The 19,439-nt window shown below is 67.8% G+C and carries 21 protein-coding genes; 8 read left to right on the top strand and 13 right to left on the bottom strand.

Features of this window, described 5'->3' with window-relative positions; genetic code table 11:
• Nucleotides 1-8: 8 nt before the first annotated feature.
• From JL37_RS03525 to JL37_RS03515, 3 genes are all read right to left on the bottom strand, one after another.
• Nucleotides 9-488: a heme-binding protein gene (locus tag JL37_RS03525; protein WP_043542027.1), complete on the bottom strand. Its 480-nt coding sequence runs from the start codon at nucleotides 486-488 to the stop codon at nucleotides 9-11.
• 42 nt (nucleotides 489-530) lie between these two features.
• Nucleotides 531-1,991 carry an aldehyde dehydrogenase family protein gene (locus JL37_RS03520; RefSeq protein ID WP_043542026.1) on the bottom strand — a complete coding sequence of 487 codons (1,461 nt, stop codon included), beginning with the start codon at nucleotides 1,989-1,991 and terminating at the stop codon, nucleotides 531-533.
• A 184-nt stretch (nucleotides 1,992-2,175) separates the two neighbouring features.
• The gene (locus JL37_RS03515) at nucleotides 2,176-3,708 is read right to left on the bottom strand and encodes a hypothetical protein (protein ID WP_043542025.1); all 1,533 of its coding nucleotides are present in this window, start codon (nucleotides 3,706-3,708) and stop codon (nucleotides 2,176-2,178) included.
• Nucleotides 3,709-3,935: 227 nt separating this feature from the next.
• Here JL37_RS03515 and JL37_RS03510 point away from each other — a divergent pair, with 227 nt between their 5' ends.
• Together JL37_RS03510 and JL37_RS03505 are read left to right on the top strand one after the other, a co-directional pair.
• A complete protein-coding gene (locus JL37_RS03510) occupies nucleotides 3,936-4,679 on the top strand; it encodes a sulfite exporter TauE/SafE family protein (protein WP_043542023.1) in 744 nt (247 codons plus the stop codon).
• A gap of 79 nt (nucleotides 4,680-4,758) precedes the next feature.
• Nucleotides 4,759-5,478, top strand: a complete 720-nt coding sequence (locus JL37_RS03505) for a GntR family transcriptional regulator (RefSeq protein WP_043542022.1) — start codon at nucleotides 4,759-4,761, stop codon at nucleotides 5,476-5,478.
• Nucleotides 5,479-5,505: 27 nt separating this feature from the next.
• Here JL37_RS03505 and JL37_RS03500 read toward each other — a convergent pair whose 3' ends face one another.
• The 4 genes from JL37_RS03500 to JL37_RS03485 form a co-directional block, all read right to left on the bottom strand.
• A complete protein-coding gene (locus JL37_RS03500; RefSeq protein WP_043542021.1) occupies nucleotides 5,506-5,856 on the bottom strand; it encodes a 2Fe-2S iron-sulfur cluster-binding protein in 351 nt (116 codons plus the stop codon).
• A complete protein-coding gene (locus tag JL37_RS03495) occupies nucleotides 5,853-6,179 on the bottom strand; it encodes a hypothetical protein (RefSeq protein ID WP_043542019.1) in 327 nt (108 codons plus the stop codon). The genes JL37_RS03500 and JL37_RS03495 overlap by 4 nt, the downstream gene beginning before the upstream one ends.
• Before the next feature lie 5 nt (nucleotides 6,180-6,184).
• Nucleotides 6,185-6,484, bottom strand: a complete 300-nt coding sequence (locus tag JL37_RS03490; protein ID WP_043542018.1) for a 2Fe-2S iron-sulfur cluster-binding protein — start codon at nucleotides 6,482-6,484, stop codon at nucleotides 6,185-6,187.
• Between the two features lie 81 nt (nucleotides 6,485-6,565).
• A complete protein-coding gene (locus JL37_RS03485; RefSeq protein WP_043542017.1) occupies nucleotides 6,566-7,297 on the bottom strand; it encodes a TenA family transcriptional regulator in 732 nt (243 codons plus the stop codon).
• A gap of 227 nt (nucleotides 7,298-7,524) precedes the next feature.
• Here JL37_RS03485 and JL37_RS03480 point away from each other — a divergent pair, with 227 nt between their 5' ends.
• Complete coding sequence (locus JL37_RS03480; RefSeq protein WP_052096831.1) at nucleotides 7,525-7,743, top strand: hypothetical protein; 219 nt, start codon at nucleotides 7,525-7,527, stop codon at nucleotides 7,741-7,743.
• Between the two features lie 44 nt (nucleotides 7,744-7,787).
• Here the strand turns inward: JL37_RS03480 and JL37_RS03475 are convergent, their stop codons facing one another.
• Nucleotides 7,788-8,174 (bottom strand): DUF2809 domain-containing protein, encoded by a 387-nt coding sequence (locus tag JL37_RS03475; protein WP_043542116.1) that lies wholly within the window; start codon nucleotides 8,172-8,174, stop codon nucleotides 7,788-7,790.
• Between the two features lie 127 nt (nucleotides 8,175-8,301).
• Between JL37_RS03475 and JL37_RS03470 the strand changes: the two genes are divergently transcribed.
• From JL37_RS03470 to JL37_RS03460, 3 genes are all read left to right on the top strand, one after another.
• Nucleotides 8,302-9,537 (top strand): molybdopterin-dependent oxidoreductase, encoded by a 1,236-nt coding sequence (locus JL37_RS03470; RefSeq protein ID WP_043542015.1) that lies wholly within the window; start codon nucleotides 8,302-8,304, stop codon nucleotides 9,535-9,537.
• Between the two features lie 10 nt (nucleotides 9,538-9,547).
• Nucleotides 9,548-9,892 (top strand): hypothetical protein, encoded by a 345-nt coding sequence (locus JL37_RS03465; RefSeq protein WP_043542013.1) that lies wholly within the window; start codon nucleotides 9,548-9,550, stop codon nucleotides 9,890-9,892.
• Between the two features lie 159 nt (nucleotides 9,893-10,051).
• Complete coding sequence (locus tag JL37_RS03460) at nucleotides 10,052-11,743, top strand: MFS transporter (RefSeq protein ID WP_043542012.1); 1,692 nt, start codon at nucleotides 10,052-10,054, stop codon at nucleotides 11,741-11,743.
• Nucleotides 11,744-11,755: 12 nt separating this feature from the next.
• Here JL37_RS03460 and JL37_RS03455 read toward each other — a convergent pair whose 3' ends face one another.
• From JL37_RS03455 to JL37_RS03445, 3 genes are read right to left on the bottom strand one after another with little or no spacing between them, the layout of a single operon-like run.
• Nucleotides 11,756-12,490: a phosphoribosyltransferase gene (locus JL37_RS03455; protein WP_043542011.1), complete on the bottom strand. Its 735-nt coding sequence runs from the start codon at nucleotides 12,488-12,490 to the stop codon at nucleotides 11,756-11,758.
• Nucleotides 12,491-12,522: 32 nt separating this feature from the next.
• The gene (locus JL37_RS03450) at nucleotides 12,523-13,716 is read right to left on the bottom strand and encodes a M20 aminoacylase family protein (protein WP_043542010.1); all 1,194 of its coding nucleotides are present in this window, start codon (nucleotides 13,714-13,716) and stop codon (nucleotides 12,523-12,525) included.
• A gap of 19 nt (nucleotides 13,717-13,735) precedes the next feature.
• A complete protein-coding gene (locus JL37_RS03445) occupies nucleotides 13,736-14,719 on the bottom strand; it encodes a tripartite tricarboxylate transporter substrate binding protein (RefSeq protein ID WP_043542115.1) in 984 nt (327 codons plus the stop codon).
• A gap of 118 nt (nucleotides 14,720-14,837) precedes the next feature.
• Here JL37_RS03445 and JL37_RS03440 point away from each other — a divergent pair, with 118 nt between their 5' ends.
• Together JL37_RS03440 and JL37_RS03435 are read left to right on the top strand one after the other, a co-directional pair.
• The gene (locus tag JL37_RS03440) at nucleotides 14,838-15,779 is read left to right on the top strand and encodes a LysR family transcriptional regulator (RefSeq protein ID WP_043542009.1); all 942 of its coding nucleotides are present in this window, start codon (nucleotides 14,838-14,840) and stop codon (nucleotides 15,777-15,779) included.
• A 96-nt stretch (nucleotides 15,780-15,875) separates the two neighbouring features.
• Nucleotides 15,876-17,285 (top strand): MFS transporter, encoded by a 1,410-nt coding sequence (locus JL37_RS03435; protein ID WP_043542008.1) that lies wholly within the window; start codon nucleotides 15,876-15,878, stop codon nucleotides 17,283-17,285.
• Nucleotides 17,286-17,301: 16 nt separating this feature from the next.
• Here JL37_RS03435 and JL37_RS03430 read toward each other — a convergent pair whose 3' ends face one another.
• Together JL37_RS03430 and hutI are read right to left on the bottom strand one after the other, a co-directional pair.
• Nucleotides 17,302-18,081, bottom strand: coding sequence for a carbon-nitrogen hydrolase family protein (locus JL37_RS03430; RefSeq protein ID WP_043542007.1), 780 nt, complete (start codon nucleotides 18,079-18,081; stop codon nucleotides 17,302-17,304).
• A 135-nt stretch (nucleotides 18,082-18,216) separates the two neighbouring features.
• Nucleotides 18,217-19,434: an imidazolonepropionase gene (gene hutI / locus JL37_RS03425; protein WP_043542006.1), complete on the bottom strand. Its 1,218-nt coding sequence runs from the start codon at nucleotides 19,432-19,434 to the stop codon at nucleotides 18,217-18,219.
• Nucleotides 19,435-19,439: the final 5 nt, after the last annotated feature.

Below are 19,439 nucleotides of genomic sequence, written 5' to 3'. Positions count from 1 at the left end.
GGCCTCGCCTATTTCTTGATGTCCGCCTCGACCAGCACTTTCATGCCGCGCGGTTCCAATAGCGCCGCCAGCGCGGCCAATGCGGCCAGGCCAGCCTTGGTGTCCTGCTCGCCATTGCCGCCGCTCAGGCCCACGCCGCCGATCACTTCGTCATTCACCACGATGGGAAAACCGCCGACGAACACCGCAAACTTGCCGTCGAAGCTCCACTGGATGCCGAATGCCTCGTTGCCGGGCAGCGCGGGGCCGTTGGGCGGGGTGTTGAACAGATGCGTGGAGCGTTTGTGCCCGGCGGCCGTGAATGCCTTGTTCCACGCGATCTGCGGGCCGGTGATGCGCGCCCCGTCCATACGCTCCAGCGCGATGGGATAACCGCCGTCGTCCACGATGCAGATGGTTTCCAGCACGCCTATCTCTTCCGATTTGGCGATGGCTGCGCGGACCATGGCGCGCGCTTCTTCAAGTTCCAGGCGGTAGACCTGTTTCATATCGATATCCTCTTCGATTGCAATGGACGGGAGCGCGTGGCGTCAGCCCGCGCGGTAGACAGTCTTGATCTGGGTGTAGAACTCCAGGCCGGCGCGTCCCGACTCGCGGAACGTGGACGTGCTGGAATGCTTGAGTCCGCCGAACGGGGCGTTGATCAGGTTGCCGGTGGTGGTCCGGTTGATCTTCACCGTGCCCGCCTGGATGTCGCGCGCGAAACGATGCGCGTAGCGCGCGTCGGTGGTGGCGATCGCGGCCGCCAGGCCGTACTCGGTGTCGTTGGCCTTGGCGATGGCGTCTTCATAGCCATCGACCTCGATCAGCGCTATCACGGGCCCGAAAATCTCCTCCCGCGCGATGCGCATCTGTTGCGTCACCCCGGTGAACAACGCCGGCGACACGAAGTAGCCGCGGTCGAAGCCCTCGCCCGTGATGCGGTCGCCGCCATACAGATGGGTGGCCTCCTGCTTGCCGAGGGCCACATAGCCCAGCACGTTGTCCAGCTGCTTGGCCGTCGCCAGTGGACCCAGGTCGAAATTTCCATCCAGGCCATTGCCGATGGTCAGCGCCTTCATCCGGGCCAGCAGCCTGTCGGTGAAGTCCTGCCGCACCCGCTTGTCCACCAGCACCCGGCTGGTGCCGGTGCAGGCCTGGCCGCTGAGCGAAAAGCCACCCTTCACGGCAAGGTCCACAGCCCGGTCCAGGTCGGCGTCCGCCAGAACGATCAGCGGATTCTTTCCGCCCAGTTCCATCTGCGTGCGCGTGGTCAGCCCGGCCGTCCGGTGGATCTGCTCGCCCGCGGCGGTGGACCCGGTGAAGGAAATCGCGCGGACGGCGCGCGCGCCGGTGATCGCCTCGCCCACCGCGCCGGCCGGCCCCGTCAGGAAGTTGAGCACGCCGGCGGGCAGCCCGGCCTCTATGAACGCCTCGGCCAGGCGGTAACCCGACAAGGGGGCATCGGAGGACGGCTTGAACACCACCGTGTTGCCGGCGATCAGTGCCGGGGCGATCTTGCGGGCGGGGATGGAAATGGGGAAGTTCCAGGGCGAAATCACCGTCACCACGCCCAGCGGCTCGCGCTGGCTGTAGACCACCATGTCCGGATCGTCATTGGGATAGGTTTCGCCCGTGAAGGACTGGCCTTCCACGGCGTAGAACCGGATCGTCTGGGCCGAACGCAGCACTTCATCCTTGGCCAGGCCCAGGCTTTTGCCCTCCTCCCGCGTCAGTTCGCGCGCGATGTCGCCGGCATGGTCTTCCAGGTGCTGGGCCGCCCGAAACAGGATTGCGGCGCGCTTGGAGATCGGCATGTCGCGCCAGACGGGGAACGCCGCCTCCGCCGCTTCCACGGCCTGCTGTGCGTCGGACGCGTCCGATACCTGGAAACGGCCCACGATATCCGAGGTATCCGCGGGATTGACGTTGGGCGCCGTTTTGCCAGTGGCGCTGGGAACCCAGGCGCCGCCGATGTGGTTCAGGAAAGTTTGCTGCGAGAGATCGTCCACGGGAGCGCTTCCTTTGGCTATGCCAGGCGTGCCGCCAAGAGGACGGCTGATTGGCTTAGGAACATTGTATACTTTAATCAATATAGGGCGATACGTGAAAACCCCTGGTCCGCCGGCCAGCAAGCGGCCGCCCTCAAGTGCAAAGGGTCCCCGCAGGGACCCTCCAGCCCGCCTGGCGGCCGGCTCAATGCCAGATCAGCACCGCGCAGATCGTCGAGACGAACAGCGCCAGCAACACCGGCAGCAGCAGGGCGCGCACCAGGGACAGCACGTTCACCCGCGCGAAGCCCGCCACCGCGATCAGCGAGGACCAGGCGATCAGCGTGCCGCCCCCGGTCCAGACCGCGCCCATCTGCCCGACCGCCGCCAGCGTTGCGGGATCCACGCCCACCACCGGCCCCAGGGCGCCCGACAGCGTGCCAGTCAGCGGCAGGCCGGCGAAACCCGAGCCGTCGATGCCGGTGATCATGCCGACCAGCAGCACGCCGAAGGCCACGAGGAAATGGTTCTCGGGTATCAGATGCTGCCCCGCCGAGATCACCTCGAACAGCAGCCCGGGGGCTTGCGCCTGGGGCACGCCCAGGATCTGCGCGGCGGTTTCATTGGCGCCGACGAAGAAGAAGCCCGCGATCGGCAGCACGGAGCCCATGGCCTTGAAGGCGAACACGAAACCGTCGGTGACATGCTCCGGACAGACGTCCAGCATCTTGCGCGGCCCCTCCGCCGCCAGCGTGACCAGCATCATCACGACGAAGGCCACGCCGCCCACCAGCGCCGCCGCGTCGCCGCCCCGCAGCGCGGGCAGGGACGGGAACAGGCGCGGCAACACCATCACCGCGATCACGCCCAGGAAGGCCAGCGGCGTCACGACCGCGAAAGTCTTGGACCAGCGCACCCGGCGGCGCTCCTCTGCACTGAGCTGCGGCTCGCTGGGCAGGGCCGGATCGGCGCCCATGGTGCCGCGCGCAAGTTCCGCCTTGTCGAACGAGCCCGAATGTTCGATGCTCGCCAGGCTGCCGTCCTGCGCGCGCGCCTGCCAGGCCGACAGCAGCGCCGGATCGGCTGCCACAATGTGCTTGCGGACCAGCAGGTAGGCGGCCACCAGCGCCACGCCGCCAGTGATCAGCGACAGCACCAGCGCGCGGTCGGCCACCATGGCGGCGCTGACCGCCGCCCCCGCGGCCTTGGCGCTGATGCTCGGCGCCACGCCGATCACATAGTCCGAGGACAGGGCCATGCCCTGGCCGGCGATGGCGATGGCCATCGCGCCCGCCAGCGGCGGCAGTCCGGCCGCGATGGCGGCGGGCAGCAATATGGCGGAGACCAGCGGCACCGCCGGAGTGGGCCAGAAGAAAAGAGAGATCACATAGGTACAGAGGGCGATGATCAGGAACGAGGAGTGCCCGCCCCGCATGACGCGGCGGAACGGCTGCACCATGCGCACGTCCGCCTGCAGGGTCTTCAGCGCGTTGAGCAGCGCCGTCATGAAGGTGATCACCAGGAATATATTGAACAGCTCCTTGGCGGCCACGAAGCTGGCCGAGAAGATGCCTATCAGCGCGCTGATGGGGCTGCCGGTGATGGCGAACACCACCAGGAAAGTGCCTATGACCGACGGCACCACCACATTGGCCCGCAGGATCATCGTCAGGATGATGGCGGCCACGCTGAATAGGTACATCCAATGAGCAGCGTTGAGCACTACGTCCGATTGCATGCGCGATTCCCCTTGTAGGCGTGGCTGTTGGGTCGCCACAATCGGTATACTATATTTCGTTTCGAGCTATACCAATCAAAATATGCGGTGCCTAGGGAAAGCGATAATTCTTAAAAATCCTTGAATAAAATCAATAAATCAGGGAATTACCCTAAATTTCCACCTGGTTCGACCATTACGCTCGAATCATGGATAGACTACCGTATACATAAATTACCGCCCTAGGCATGACACCCTCCCTGCCGTACCCTGACCTGCTGCAATACGCCACCATGGCCATCGTCGTATTCGGCGCCGCGATCGCGCAGGGCGTGGGCGGAGTCGGTTTCGCGATGTTCGCTGCCCCGGTGGCCGCCATGTTCTTTCCCCAGTTGGCGCCCGGCCCGCTGCTGACGCTGGGCGGCTGCATCTCCCTCTTGACCGCGCTGCGCGAACGCGCGGCCATCGATTGGCCGTCCGTCTCCTACGCGCTGGCCGGCCGCGCCGTAGGCACGCTGATCGCCATCTACGCCATGACCCGCTTCGCCCCGCAGGCGCTGGGCGTGCTGTTCGCCGGCCTGATCCTGGCGGCCGTCGCGATCAGCGCGGCCGGCCTGCGCTTTTCCGCAACGCCGGGGCGCGTCTCCGGCGCGGGCGTCGCGTCGGGCATCATGGGCACGATGACCTCCGTGGGCGCGCCCCCGATCGCCATCGTGATGCAGCATTCCGCGCCGCCGCGCCTGCGCGCCACGCTGGGCATGGTGCTCTTCCTGGGATCGGTTTTTTCGCTTGCCATGCTGGCCTTGGCCAAGCGGTATACGGGTTACCACGCCGGGCTGGCGCTCAGCCTGGCGCCTTTCCTGCTGGCCGGTTTTGCGGTCTCCAACCGGCTTCGCAACCGGCTGCCGCCGCGCGCCGTGCGCGGCGTGCTGCTGGCCGTGTGCGCCCTGGGCGCGCTGGGAGTGCTGGCCAAGGCGTTCTGGGGCGGCTGATGCCATACGCCCCGACCCGCGCTCGGCCATGCCCGGTAATACAATGGAGACTGTATCCATTAAGCCAAAACCGCTCGCCATGACCACTCTTCCCGTCAGCCCGCAAGCTGTAGCCACGCAGCATTCCGCCCCGCTGAAGATCGGGGAGCAGCATCCGCAGTTGTTCGCGGTCATCCGCGACAAGCTGCGCGAACGCATCCTCAGCGGTGAATTCACGCCCGGCGACCGCCTGGTCGAAGGCCGCCTGTCCGAGGAAATGGGCGTGTCGCGCATTCCGGTGCGCGAGGCGCTGCGCGCGCTCGCCGCCGAAGGGCTGGTCACCATCGAACCGCGGCGCGGCGCGTCCGTGTCGGTACTGTCCGACGCGGTTGCCTACGACATGGTGGAAGTGCGCGCCACGCTGGAGGGGCTGAACGCCAAGCTCGCCGCGCAACGCCGCGACGAAAAGACGGTGGAGCGCCTACAGGCCTTCCTGCGCGAAGGCACCGAGGCCGCCCGCAGCGAGCAGCTGGACAAGTTCCTGGCGCTGAATTCGCAGTTCCATGAAATGCTCGCCACCATCGGCGGCAACGTGGTGCTGACCGACCTGATGCGTTCGCTGCGCGACCGCACCGCGCTGCTGTTCGCGCCCAGCAACATGCACCGGGCCAAGCAGAATTGGGACGAGCATTCCCAGATCCTGAACGCCGTCATCGCGGGCAATGGCGATCTGGCCGCCCTGCTGGCCAGCCAGCACGTGCATAACGCCGCCAAGGCCTATACCGACACGCAACAGGCGCAGCACGCTTCCGTGGCGTAGCAGCCAAGGCTCCTACGCCCCTGGCCCTCAGGTCGCGGTTTGCACGGGATCGGCGGGCGCGTCCACCACGATGCCCTTGCCGTTCTGGATCACCCACGACACCTTGATGTCGCCGTTCACGAAAGTCTGGCATGCCATGCGGTAGCCCGCCACGAAGTCCTCCGGGCGCAGATGCTTGCGCTCCTTGGGCTTGATGGCGTCGGTATTCTCAAGCCCCTCTTCTATCCGGCATTTGCAGGTGCCGCACAGGCCGCCCCCGCATTTGAACGGTATCCCGCCCTTTTCCTTGAGCGATACCCGCAGCAGATTGCTGTTCTCGGGAGCCGTCGCGATCTTGCCGCCATTGGATATGAATGTGATCTGGACCATGATGTTCAGTGCTCCGCGGGAACGGCGCCGCGGCGCAGCGTCAGGGTGGATTCCATGCTGCCGAAACGCGTGAGGTGCGCAAGCTCCTTGCGCGCTGCCTCCACCGACTCGAACTTCTCGAGGAACTTGGACGGCACGCGGTTCACCACGTACGGCGGCGTCTCTTCCGTGACGACCAGCTTCGTCTCCCCATGCAGTCGGGCGATGCGGTATTCCGCCAGCGCTCGGCCATAGAACACGTAATCGTAGGTTTCGATGATGTCGACCTCGCCGCCGGCTTCCGTGCGGAACACGCCGGGCTTGGAGGTCAGGATGACATATACCGGGTCCATCGCCGCTACGCCTCCACGTCCTGGGTCAGCTCGATATCGCTGTTGAGCCACAGCTGGCAAGCCAGCCGGTAGCCCTGGTCGATGCGGTCGCCCAGCTGCTTCTTTTCCTTCCAGTTGACCGGCGGCAGATGCTCGGACCCGGCCAGCACCCGGCAGGCGCACTTGGCGCACTTGCCCATGCCGCACTCGTAGCGCAGGTGCGGATACGGAAACTGCTTGATGCCGGCCCGCACCACCAGGTTGGTGTTTTCCTTCACCACGTCGGTGTAGGTCTGGCCGCCTTTATGAAACACAACGGTAGGCATGGTTCTCTAGGGCCTCTCGACACAAATAGGAGCCTCGCGCAGACCGTCCGGCGGGATAGCCGGACGAGCCGCGCGAGAGATTCAGGCGGCGAGGCCCAGTTCGGGCAGCGCGATGTCGTCCTGCACGTAGTCGGTGTAGAGCGCCGTGGTGTACAGCAGCCGCATCTGCGCGCCGATCTCGCAGATCTTCAGGCAGCGTTGCTGCAGGTCCACCGTATTGGCATGCTCCAGCACGATCTGGTAGCCGCGTTCGCCGTGGATTTCGTCGGACACGATGTGCAGGTCGAAGAATTCCACTTCCTCATCGGTAAAGCCGTACTTTTCGCGCAGCGTGGGCGTCTGCTTGCGGTAGATGGAGGGCACTTGCGATTCCAGGCCCACGACCAGTCCGGCCACGGCCACGATCGGGTCCTCGCGCATCGCAACCGCGTAGCACCAGCTTTGCAGCGCGCGCGTGGTGGGCGACATGTTGTCGGGGTCCACGACCCGCTCGCGGGTCGTGCCGCAGGCTTCGGCGAAGCGGATCAGCAGGTCCGTGTGGCGGTCGCCCCCGATCTCCTCTTCATACATATTGGCCAGCAGGAAATCCTTGGCCTCGGTGTAGGTGTCGGGCGTGCGGGCATACAGGTATCCCAGGTAGTCGGCGAAAGGCCCCACATAGTGATAGTGGTTCTCCGCCCAGCGCTGCAGGTGCTGGCGGCTGAGCTTGCCTTCTGCCCAGGCAATCGAAAAAGGCGAGGCGTTGGCGCTCTTGCCCTTGATCGCGTTTTCCAACGCGGTACGGAATTCATCTCGGTTCATCAGTTCAGCCATGACGCGCTCCAGGTCCAGTAGGGAGGGATCCAGGCCTGTCTCAGCCCGGGCATGTTGAACATTGTATACCGTCTACTATTTTGAGCTGCTAGGGCAATCCCGGAGATTCCCATCAACAAACGGGGACGGTCCCTTTAGGATCAAGCACTTGAGACTGTGGGCGGGGCTGGCGCCGCGAGGTCAACGCTGGTACACTGAATACAATCTCAATGCAATACGGAAATACCATGAATACCCGCCATCCCCTGGGAGACGCCCCGATCGGCCAGCAACTGCTGGCGCACTACGCCCGCCGCGATGCCGTGCGGCATGCCACTCCCCTGTTCCCCTCGTCGTGGTCCGAATGTTTCGCGCCGTTCCGCAACGCGCGGCTGCAGCCGTTGCGCGCGGCAGCGCCCGCCCCGCACCGGCACGATGACAACGCGGCGGTCTGCCAGGCAGGCTGAACGCCAGGCCAGGCCCTCGCGGCCAGGCCTGGATCCATGCGCGGCTAGGCGGCGCGCAACTCAGGCCGCCGCCAGGCGGCCAGCGCCAGCACCAGCCCGAATCCCAGCGTATAGGCCAGCACGTCCCACCAATCTGGCACGCTGCCCAGCACGATGCGCAAGAGCGGCTGCTCAAGCCGCCAGCCGAAATGCCGGGCCAGGTATTGGCCCAGCTCCACCGCATAGCCCGTCAGCAGCGCCGCGAAGGCCAGCGGCAGCACGCCCGCGCGGATGATGCTGCGGTACGCCAGGTACGCCCATCCCACCGCCACCACGTCTCCCACGAAGCCCCGCAACAGGGGATAGGGAGCGCCCAGGGTGGCGATAAGCGCTTCCAGCGCAGTCACGGCCAGCAGCGCGGCAAACGCGCGCCCATTGAATCTCAGGATCATCACAGCGGAAAACGCGGATATTGGAACGGTCAGCGCGGACATTAACGCATTTGTCAGGACGAGGCGCGTAGGCTCGTATGCATGCGCCGCGGGGTAGGGCGTTGGATAAAAACGAGGAGACACGGAGATGAGCACATTCGATGCGAATGGGCGTCGGCGCTTCCTGCGCCAGGCCTGTACCCTTGGCGCGACCAGCACGCTGGCCGGCCACACCCTGACGAGCCTGGCGGCGCCCGCCACCGTCACGCTGCCCTTCGCCAATGGCGAGCGCGACCTGATCGCCTACCCGCAAAAACGCCCGCTGATCCGGCAGACGTCCCGCCCGCCCCAGCTCGAAACGCCGTTCTCGGTCTTCAACGACAACGTCATCACGCCCAACGACGCCTTCTTTGTCCGCTATCACCTGGGCAACATCCCCACCGCCATCGACTTGAACGCCTACCGCATCCGGGTAAGCGGGCTGGTCGACAAGCCCTTGGAGCTGTCGCTGTCCGACCTGAAGCAGCAGTTCGGCAAGCCGGTGGAGCTGGTGGCCGTCACCCAATGCTCGGGCAACAGCCGCGGTTTCTTCTCGCCACGGGTGGGCGGCGGCCAGTCGGGCAACGGCGCCATGGGCAATGCCCGCTGGCTGGGCATTCCGCTCAAGCGCGTTCTTGAAAAAGCCGGCATCCGCGCCGGCGCACGGCAGATCACGTTCGAGGGCATGGACCGCCCGGTGCTCCCCGGCACGCCGGAATTCGTCAAGGCGCTGGACACGGCTCACGCCATGGACGGCGAGGTCATGTTGGCCTACGCCATGAACGGCTCCGACCTGCCCATGCTCAACGGCTATCCCGTCCGCCTGGTCGTGCCCGGGTATTACGGCACCTACTGGGTCAAGCACCTGGCGGACATTAAGGTGCTGGACAAGGAGTTCGACGGGTTCTGGATGCAGAAGGCCTATCGCATCCCGGACAACGATTGCGCCTGCACCCCGCCGGGCAAGGCGCCGGAGAAAACCCGCCCCATCGGGCGCTACAACGTGCGCAGCTTCATCACCAGCCTGACCGAAGGCGCACGGGTCGCCCAGGGCAAGCGCGTGCAGGTGCGGGGCATCGCTTTCGACGGCGGCAAGGGCATCCGCGACGTCCAGTTCTCGTCCGACGGCGGCAAGACCTGGCATGCCGCCACCCTTGGCAAGGACCTGGGCCGCTACTCCTTCCGCGAATGGCATGCCGATTTCACCCCCGCCACCGCCGGCGACTACGAGTTGAAGGTCCGCGCCACGAACATGGCGGGCGATACGCAGCCGCTCGATCCGCTCTGGAATCCGGCTGGCTACATGCGCAACGTGGTCGAAACCATCCGCGTCACCGCCGCTTGAGGAGCCCGCCATGACTCGCCACTATCGTCGCTGCGCGCTGGCGCTTGCCCTCGCCGCCGCCTGCCTGGCCCCCGCGGCCCAGGCCCTGGAGATCAAGCTCCCCCAGGAGACCGCCAAGCTGCGTCCCGGCACCACCCCCGGCGCCCAGGGCGCGTCCCTGTGCCTGATGTGCCATTCGGTGGATTATGTTTCGTCGCAACCGCCGATGCCGCTCGGCTTCTGGGATGCGGAGGTCAAGAAAATGATCGGCACCTACGGCGCCCCCATTCCCGCCGAACAGGTTCCCCTGATCGTGGAATACCTGAACCAGGCCTACCCGCCCGCGGCGAGCGCCGCGGCCAAATCCAAGCCGTAATACCGGCTGGCCTGCCCCGGCCTGGCCCCGCCCGGCGGCGGGCCAGGCCGGATCCGTCCGCTCCGGCGCGGCATCCCCACCTCCCATCCGCTTAGGCGTACCATTACCCGACCCAGACAGCCTGCCGGGGCGGCTCCCGCGCGCCCCGAACCCATCCCCATGCTGCAACCCGTTTCGGCCACGAACGACCTGCCCCCGGAAGCGCCGGCCGCCCCCGCTCCCGTCCTGCAGGTAAGCACGCTTTCCCCTTTCGCCTTCCCCGCGTTCCGCATCATCTGGATCGCCAATCTCTTCGCCAACCTGGGCACCTGGGCGCAGTCGGTCGCAGCCGCGTGGATCATTACCACCGAGCAGAGCAGCCCATTGATGGTCGCCATGATCCAGGTGGCCGCCGCGTTCCCGCTGGTGGCGCTGTCGATCCTGACCGGCGTGCTGGCCGACAATTACGACAGGCGCAAGGTCATGCTGACCGGCATGCTGCTGGAACTGGCGGGCGGCCTGTTCATCACCGTGCTCGCCTTCGCCGGGCTGCTGCATCCCATCACCCTGATCGCGTCGGTCTTCTGCATCGCGATCGGCAGCGCCATCGTTACGCCCGCCTGGCAGGCGGCGGTGGGCGAACAGGTGCCGCGCGCCCACGTCGGCAGCGCGGTGCTGCTGAACAGCGTCAATTTCAACGTCGCCCGCGCCGTGGGCCCGGCCATCGGCGGCCTGCTGCTGGGCGCCATGGGCGCTCCCTGGGTATTCCTGCTGAACTGTTTCTGCTACGGCGGCCTGATCTGGGCGATCTGGCGCTGGAAACGCGACCTGCCCCTGCGCCGGCTGCCGCCCGAGGGCATTTTCGAAGGCGTGGTGGCGGCGGTGCGCTACACCCAGCATTCCACCGTGACGCGCGTCGTGATGCTGCGATCCTTCGCCTTCGGGCTGTCCGCCAGCGCGCTCTGGGCGCTGCTGCCCCTGCTGGCGCACGAACACGAAGGCGGCAGCGCCCTGCTGTACGGCTACATGCTGGGCGCGCTGGGGCTGGGCGCCATCCTGGGCAGCGCCGTGGTGCGCCGCGTGCAGGCGGCCTGGGGCGCCAGCGGACTGGTCAGCGTGGCGGCCGGGCTGCTGGCCGCCTGCCTGCTGGCGCTGGGCCTGGCCGGCTCCCTGTGGATCGCGTTCCCCGCGCTGCTCCTTTCCGGCAGCTGCTGGATCGGCGTGCTGGCCACCTACAACACCACCGTCCAGATGCTGGTGCCCGACTGGGTCAAGGCGCGCGCCCTGGCGCTCTACCAGACCGCCATCTTCGGCGGCCTGGCCGCGGGCTCCTTCATGTGGGGCCACTTCGCGGAAACCATGGGTGTCTCCGGCGCGCTGGCAGCCGCCGGCATCATGCTGGGCATCACCGTGGCGCTCCTGTACCGGTCGCGCCTGCCCGAACAGGTGGACACGCAATCCCTGGCGCGCGCCGACAGCACCGAGCCCGCCCTGGCCGCGGCGGGCTTCAATACCCAGCACGGCTCCGTGCTGGTGGCGGTGGAATACCAGATCGAACGGGACAAGCTGTCCGCGCTGATCCAGGCCGCGCGTCCGCTGCGCCTTTTGCGGCTGCGCAACGGCGCGCAGCAGTGGCAGCTGTTCCGCGACCTGGAGCGCGAAGGAATCTGGCGCGAGGTATTCCTGGTGGAAAGCTGGATGCAGTACCTGCGGATGATCGACCGCATGACCCTGGCCGACAAGATGGTGCTGGACAAGGTGCACGCGCTGCACGCCGGCGACAAGCCGCCCGTGGTGTCGCGCAATGTCAGCTACCTGGCGATGAACGAAGCGCAGGGTTTTTCGCTGCGTCGCGATCCCGAATCGCTGTAGCAGCGTATCCGGCTATGCCGTCTCCGGCGCCCACCCGCCTGCCACGCGGCGCATGCGGGGGGACTCGAACGCGCAGGCCACCGGTATCGGCGCGCCCTGTGCGTCCACCAGGCGCGCGCGCCAGCGCTCGCCCTGGCACATGGCCACGACGATGCCCGCCACCTCGGCGCCGCAGCGGGCCAGCAGCTCCAGCGCGGAAACCATCGTCTGCCCAGTGCTGACGGCGTCGTCCACAACCAGCACCCGGCGGCCGGCCAAGCTCTCCGCGAGGTTCGGGTCCACGTACAGCAGCTTGCCGGCGTCCGGCGTCGTCAGCGAACGCACCGGCACCGCCAGGCGCTCGTCGTACCAATACTTGCGCGAGTAGCCGAAGGGCACATAACGCGTGAATCCGAGCCCGCGCGCCACCATGGGCGCGAAAGCCAAACCCAGCGTGGGCAGGCCCACCACCATTTCGGCCCCGAAGGCGCGCGCCCGCTCGGCCATGAAGCCCGCCAGCGCATCGACCACGTCCAGCCCCGCATGGTTGGCGATCAGCGAGGCCACGCAGCGCTCCGGATCGCCAGGCACGCCGCGCAGCGGCAGCACCAGGTAGCGGCCGTCCGGCAGCCTCGCGGGATAGCCCCGGCAATAGGGCGGATCCAGCGGCACGGATAGTGCGTCGGCGCCGACGATCTCCTGCCAGTAGCCGGTGGTGGCGTCGAACGCCGGCGCGCCGGCGGATGTCGAGTGTTGAGGAACAGTCATGCGTTGCGGATGGAACGGCGAAAAGCGGCGGATCAGCGCGCGCCGGCGGCCAGGTAGGCTTCCGCCAGCGTCACCCAGTAGCTGGCCGTGACCGGCAGGATGCCATCGTTGAAATCGTAGTCGGGGTTGTGCACCATGCAGCCGCCTTCGCCCTCGCCGTTGCCGACGATGAAGTAGCTGCCCGGCACCGCCTCCAGCATGAAGGCGAAATCGTCGCTGGCCTGCAGGGGCTCGAGGTCGGGAATCAGCAGGCCCTCGCCGAGCCAGCCGCGCGCCACGTCCGCCGCGAACTGCGTGGCGCCGCGGTCGTTGACCACGGGCGGATAGCGCCAGCGGTAGTCGACCTCGACGGTGGCGCGGTGCACCGCCGCCTGCGCGGTGGCGATCGCCGTGATGCGCTCGCGCAGCAGCGCGCGCGTCTCCGGCCGGCGCGCGCGCACCGTCAGCCGCAGCTCCACCGTCTTGGGAATCACGTTGGGCGCGTCGCCCCCATGGATGGCGCCGATGGTCACCACCGCCATGTCGTTAGGGTCGACCTCGCGCGAGACGATGGTCTGCAGGGCCAGCACGATGCTGGCCGCGGCCACGATGGGGTCCACCGCCACGTGCGGCATGGCGCCGTGGCCGCCCACGCCGCTGACCGTCAGCACCACAGTATCGGACGAGCTGTACATCACGCCGGAACGGAAACCGAAATGGCCCGCCGGATAGCCCGGCTCGTTGTGGAAGCTGTAGACGGCATCGCAGGGAAAGCGCTCGAACAGGCCGTCGGCGATCATCTTCTGCGCGCCCCCATGGCCCTCCTCGGCCGGCTGAAAAATCAGGTGCAGCGTGCCATCGAAGCGGCCGCGCCCGGCCAGGGCGCGGGCGGCGGCAAGCAAGGTGGCGGTATGGCCGTCATGGCCGCAGGCATGCATCTTCCCCGGGTTCCGGCTGGCGTACGGCAGGCCGGTGGTCTCGTGGATGGGCAGGGCGTCCATGTCGGCCCGCAAGCCCAGCCGGCGCTGGCCGCTGCCCAGCCGCAAGGTGCCCACTACGCCGGTCACGCCCAGGCCCCGGTGCACCTCGTAGCCCCACTCCGCCAGCTGTTGCGCCACCAGATCGCCGGTATCGACCTCTTCGTAGGCCAACTCGGGGTTGGCGTGGATGCGGCGGCGCAGGGCCACCATCTCGTCCTGGATGGCCTGGATTTCGGGCAGCACGGGGCCGCTTGCGGGAATGTTCATGGCGTTGGCGTCCTCGGGCTTATTCCTGCTGGATGTCGGCGCTCTTCACGATGTGGCCGTACAGGGCTTTTTCCTTCTTCAGGAACTCCGCGAATTCCTGGGCCGTGCCCTGGCCGGGGATGGCGCCGCCTTCGGCCAGGCGCTTTTGCACATCATCCAGCTTGAGCACGGCGTTCAGTTCCTGGTTGAGCCGCCCCACCACGGCGGGATCCGTGCCCGCCGGCGCGAAGACGCCCGTCCAGGTATTCAGTTCAAAACCCTTGAGCTCGGGCGTCTCGCCGAACGCCTGCACGTCCGGCAGCGTGTCGACGCGCTCGGCCGAGGTGACTCCCAGCGCATGCAGCTTCTTCTGCTGGACCAGCGGCGTGGCGCTGGTGGTCACCAGCAGGCCCAGGTCCACCTGGCCGCCCATGACGTCGTTGGTGATCTGCGCGCCCCCGCGATAGGGCACGTGCACCAGCTTGACCTTGGCCTGGTCCTGCATCACCTCCATCGCCAGATGCAGCACGGTGCCCACGCCCGACGAGGCGTAGGTCAGCGTGTCGGGCTTCGCCCGCGCCAGCGCGATGAGTTCGCCCATGTCCCGCGCGGGCAAGCCGGGGCGGGCCAGCAGCACGACGGGCGCGGTGGTCACCAGGGCGACCGGCTCCAGATCCGTTTCGGCGTCGTACTTCACGGCGGAATTGATCAGGCGGGCCACGCTGATGGGGCCGTCGAAGCCCATCACCAGCGTGTAGCCATCGGGCCTGGCATGCGCGGCCTTCGCCACGCCCAGCACCCCGCCTGCGCCCGCCACGTTATCCACGATGACGGATTGCTTGAGCCGGTCCGCCAGTTTCTGCGCCACCAGCCGGGCGGTGGTATCGACGTTGCCGCCGGGGCTGAACGGCACGATCAGGGTCAATGGCCGGGCTTCGGGCCAGGCGGCTTCGGCGGCCATGGCCGGAGCGGCGCACAGCGCGGCCGCCAGCGCGGCGACGGACAGGAACAGACGTTTGAACATGGCGGGAACGGTCGAATGCGCGCGCGCAGCGGGCGCGAAGAAGGGCGACGGCGCCATGCTACGCAGATCCTGGTAATAACTGAAATGCTATATTTTTATAGATTCATCAGGTAAATCTATGACCAAGCCTCCTCTGCCCGACAGCGTGTCCGTGCCGGCGCGCCAGCCCACGCTGCGGCAGTTGCGCGGCTTCAAGGAAGTGGCCCGCCACGCCAGCTTCAGCCGCGCCGCCCAGGCGCTGGCGCTGAGCCAGCCCGCCCTCTCCGCCGCCATCCGCGAGCTGGAGGCGCTGATGGGCATGGCGCTGTTCGAACGCAGCACCCACCATGTGCGGCTGACGCCCGCGGGCCTTGCCGCCCGCGCCCAGATCGAATGGCTGCTCAACAGCTACACCCAGGGCGCCGAAGACCTGCGGCGCCTGCTGGACACCCAGGCAGCAACCGTACGCATCGGTTGCATCCCGTCCACCATGCACCTGCTCGCTCCGGTAGTGGCCCAATGGCGCCGGCGCCATCCGGACATCGCGCTGATCCTCAGCGACCATCTCAACGACGAGCTGATGGCCGCGCTGGGCAATGGCGAACTGGATATCGGGCTGGGCCTGGACTTCGGCCTCACGCCCGGCCTGGCCGCCGCCTTCGTGGCGGAAGACGATCTGGTGGCCGTGCTGGCCGACACCCATCGCCTTGCGCGGCGCCAGGCGCTGACCTGGCAGGACCTGAAGTCCGAACCGCTGGCCGTGCTGTCGCGCGGCAGCACCTACGAGATGATTGTGTCCACGCTGCGCCAGCAGGGCTCGGACCTGGCCGCGACCGACACCCTGAACTACACCGACACGCTGTACAGCCTGGTGCGGGCCGGCCTGCGCGTAGGGCTGATCTCGCGGCTGTACACGCAAGGCCAGCGCCAGGACGGCCTGGCCATCGTGCCCTTGCAGCGTCCGCGGCTCACGCGGCGCATCTGCCTGATGGCGCGCGCGCCGGAACAGCAGGCGCGCGCGGCGGTGCGGCGCTGCTACGCCGAACTGGCCGAGCAGCTGCGCGTCCACAACGTGGAATAAGCGGACGGCGTCCGCGGGGCCCGTCTCCCGTGCCGTAGAATCGACGGTCACGATTCCCGGTCCGCAACGCGGACGCCTCGCGGCGCAGCCTGTCACATGCTCACGTTCTCCCACAATACCGTTTATCCGGCCGGCGTCGGCCTGCCGGCATCGGAACGCCTGGGCGCGCTCCTGGCCGTCATGCTGGCGCTGTGCATGGCCAGCCTGGACACCGCCATCGCCAACACGGCGCTGCCCACCATTGCGCGGGACCTCGGGGCCAACGACGCCGAATCCATCTGGGTCATCAGCGGCTACCAGCTTGCCATGGTGGCGGGCCTGCTGCCCGCCGCCGCGCTGGGCGAGATCCTGGGCCATCGCCGCGTCTATATCGTGGGGCTGGTCCTGTACACCCTGTCGTCGCTGACCAGCGGACTGGCGCCGTCTCTGCCCACCCTGGTGGCGTCGCGGATCCTGCAGGGCCTGGGCGCGGCCGGCGTCATGAGCGTCAACGGCGCGCTGCTGCGCTTCATCTATCCCTCCCACCTGCTGGGCCGCGGACTGGGCCTGAACGCCATGGTGGTGGGCCTGTCTTTCGCGGCGGGCCCCACCGTCGCGTCGGCCATCCTCCTGCTGGGGAACTGGCACTGGCTGTTCCTGATGAATGTGCCCGTCGGCGTCGTGTGTGCGGTCTTGGCCCTGCGCGGCCTGCCCAAAACGACGCGCGCGCCGCATGGTTTCGACGGCCTGGCCGCGGCGTTGTGCGCCCTGACGCTGGGCCTGTTCGTGCTGGGAACCAATGAGCTGGCGCACGGCGCCCCCCTGCCGCGCGTGACGCTGGAATGGGGCGTCGCCGCGGCCAGCCTGTTCCTGCTGATGCGCAGGCAGGCCGGGCATCCCGCGCCCATCCTGGCCGTCGACCTGCTGCGCCGGCCCTTGTTCGCCCTGTCCGCCGCCACCGCGATCTGCGCCTTCGCGGCCCAGGCGCTGGCATTCGTGTCCTTGCCCTTCCTGTTGCAGACCACGCTGGGCTACACCCAGGTGGAAACAGGCTTTCTGATCACGCCCTGGCCGGTGGTGGTGGCTTTCATGGCGCCGATCGCCGGGCGCCTGTCCGACCACTATCCCGCGGGCATGCTGGGCGGCGTGGGGCTGGCGCTGATGGCCCTGGGCATGGCGCTGCTGGCGATGATGCCCGCCGACCCGCCCATCTGGGACATCTGCTGGCGCATGGCCGTCTGCGGCGCCGGGTTCGGCTTCTTCCAATCGCCCAATCTGCGCGCCATCATGATGTCGGCGCCGGCCTCGCGGGCGGGCGGCGCCAGCGGCATGATCGGCACCGTGCGCCTGCTCGGACAGGCGTCGGGCGCGGCCTTGGTGGCCGCCTGTTTCAATGTGTCCAGCACGCAGGGCGCGGTCGCCGCGCTGTGGCTCGGCGGCCTGTGCGCCGCGCTGGCCTGCGCCGCCAGCTTTTCAAGGCTGCGCTTCGACGCCTCGGAGCCCGTGCAGGCGCGCTGCCCCCGATAGGGCCTGGCCGTCCTCGCTAGCGGCCGGCCGGCAGCTCGCGCACGTAGCAGGGGTATTGCAACTGTTGCGCCCGCGATCTCCTGGGGTCCACGTCGACCACCACGATAGCCTCGCTGTCCGTGGACGTCGCCAACGGTTCACCATCCGGCTGGAAGGCGAATGCACAGCCACCGAACACCTGCCCGCCCGCGGCGCGCCCCGCGCGGTTCGAACTGACCACATAGCAACCCGACACCAGCGCCGCCATGGCGCCGGCCGTCAGCCAGCGCCGGGTCGACGCGCTGCTGGCGCGCGGCGCCACGATCAACTCCGCTCCGTCCCGCCCGTAGCGCCGCGAACGTTCATTGAACATGAGCTCGGTGCATAGCTGCACGCCCAGGCGGATTCCACCCACCTCGAAGACCTCGAAGCCCTCCATGGCTGGCTCGAACCAGGTCGCCTCGAAATAGCCGGGCTCCTGCGGAAAGTACTGCTTGTGGTGCAGCCTGGTGTAGCGCCCGCCCTCGAGGGCGTAGGCCTCGTTGGCCAGGCGCTTGCCCGCCGGCACCGGGCGGGAAGACACGATGGCCGGCACATTCAGCGCCGCCAGTGCCTCCAGCCCCGCCTCGTGGATCCGCAACGACTCGGCGGCCCGCGCGGCGTCATAAGTGGACGAAGCCGCCAGCCAGGAGCCGAACGGCAGCTCGCTGGTGACCAGCAGGTCGGGCGCAAGTTCGCCGATGCGCTCGGCGATGCCTTCCCACGTGGCTCCTTGCGGCGCCAGGTCTACCGGACTTTCCATTATGCAGATCCGCATGCGTGCTCCTTGGACGATGTGCTCGCCCGCCAGCGGGCGCATTGGAGCCACATCGTAGAACGCCGCGCCTGGCCTGGGTGCGCCTGCGCGCCACTTGGTCCTTTTTGGACGCACATTGGTCCGAATCCGCCGCTATCAATCCCGCCGCGGCGCGCCCGCGTCTTCGGCGTGCCGGATGACCCGCTTGGGCAGGTCCCCGCCCACCCAGTAGGCCAGTTCGGAAGGATGGGCGATTTCCCACGCCACGAAATCCGCGGCCCGCCCGGGCGCCAGTTCCCCGTGCGTGCCTTGCAGCCCCAGCGCCCGCGCCGCATGCACGGTCGCGCCGGCCAGCGCCTCCTCGGGCGTCATCCTGAACAGGGTGCAGGCCATGCTCAGCATCAACCGCAAGGACAGCACGGGCGAGGTTCCCGGATTCAGGTCGGTGGAAATGGCGATGGGCACGCCGTGCCGGCGCAAGAGCTCGATCGGAGGCAGTTGCGTTTCGCGCAGGGCATAGAACGCGCCCGGCAGCAATACCGCGACAGTGCCTGCCCTGGCCATCGCCAGCACGTCGCTTTCGGTCAGGTACTCCAGGTGGTCCGCCGACAGCGCGCCATAGCGCGCCGCCAGCGTGGCGCCATGCAGCGAAGACAACTGTTCGGCATGCAGCTTGACCGGCAGGCCCAGTTGCCGGGCGGCCTGGAACACGCGTTCGACCTGCTCGGGGGAGAACGCGAGGTGCTCGCAGAAGGCATCGACGGCGTCGATCAGGCCTTCGGCCGCCAGCACCGGCAACATGCGCTGCGCCACCTCGTGGATATAGTCCTCCGCGCGTCCGGCGAACTCGGGCGGCAGCGCGTGCGCGGCCAGGCAGGTGGCCCGGACCGTCACGGGCAAGGTCTGCCCCAGCCGCCTGGCCACCCGCAGCATCTTGCGCTCGTTCGGCAGGTCCAGCCCGTAACCCGACTTCACTTCCAGCGTGGTCACGCCGTCGCGAAGCAGGTGCAAGGCTCGTTCGCGCGCGCTGGCGTAGAGCTCGTCTTCCGAGGCGGCGCGCGTGGCGCGCACCGTGCTGGCGATGCCGCCGCCCTGCGCCGCGATCGTCGCGTAATCCACGCCTTGCAGGCGCTGCTCGAACTCCAGGCTGCGGTTTCCACCGAACACCAGGTGCGTGTGGCAGTCGATAAGCCCGGGCGTGACCCACGCTCCGCCCAGATCGTGCTCCCGCTGCGCGTCGATGGACGGCAGCGCCGCCTCCGGGCCGATCCATTCAATGCGATCGTCCAGGGTCACGATGGCGGCGCGCTCGATCGCCGAATAGGCGCCCCGCGCCATCGTTGCGGCGTGGAAATTACGCCATAGCTGTCTCATGTCGT

The organism is Achromobacter sp. RTa (genome assembly GCF_000757485.1).
Taxonomy (GTDB): Bacteria; Pseudomonadota; Gammaproteobacteria; order Burkholderiales; family Burkholderiaceae_B; genus Achromobacter.
Note: the sequence above shows the minus strand (reverse complement) of the source record. Positions and strands in the feature narration are given on the sequence as shown.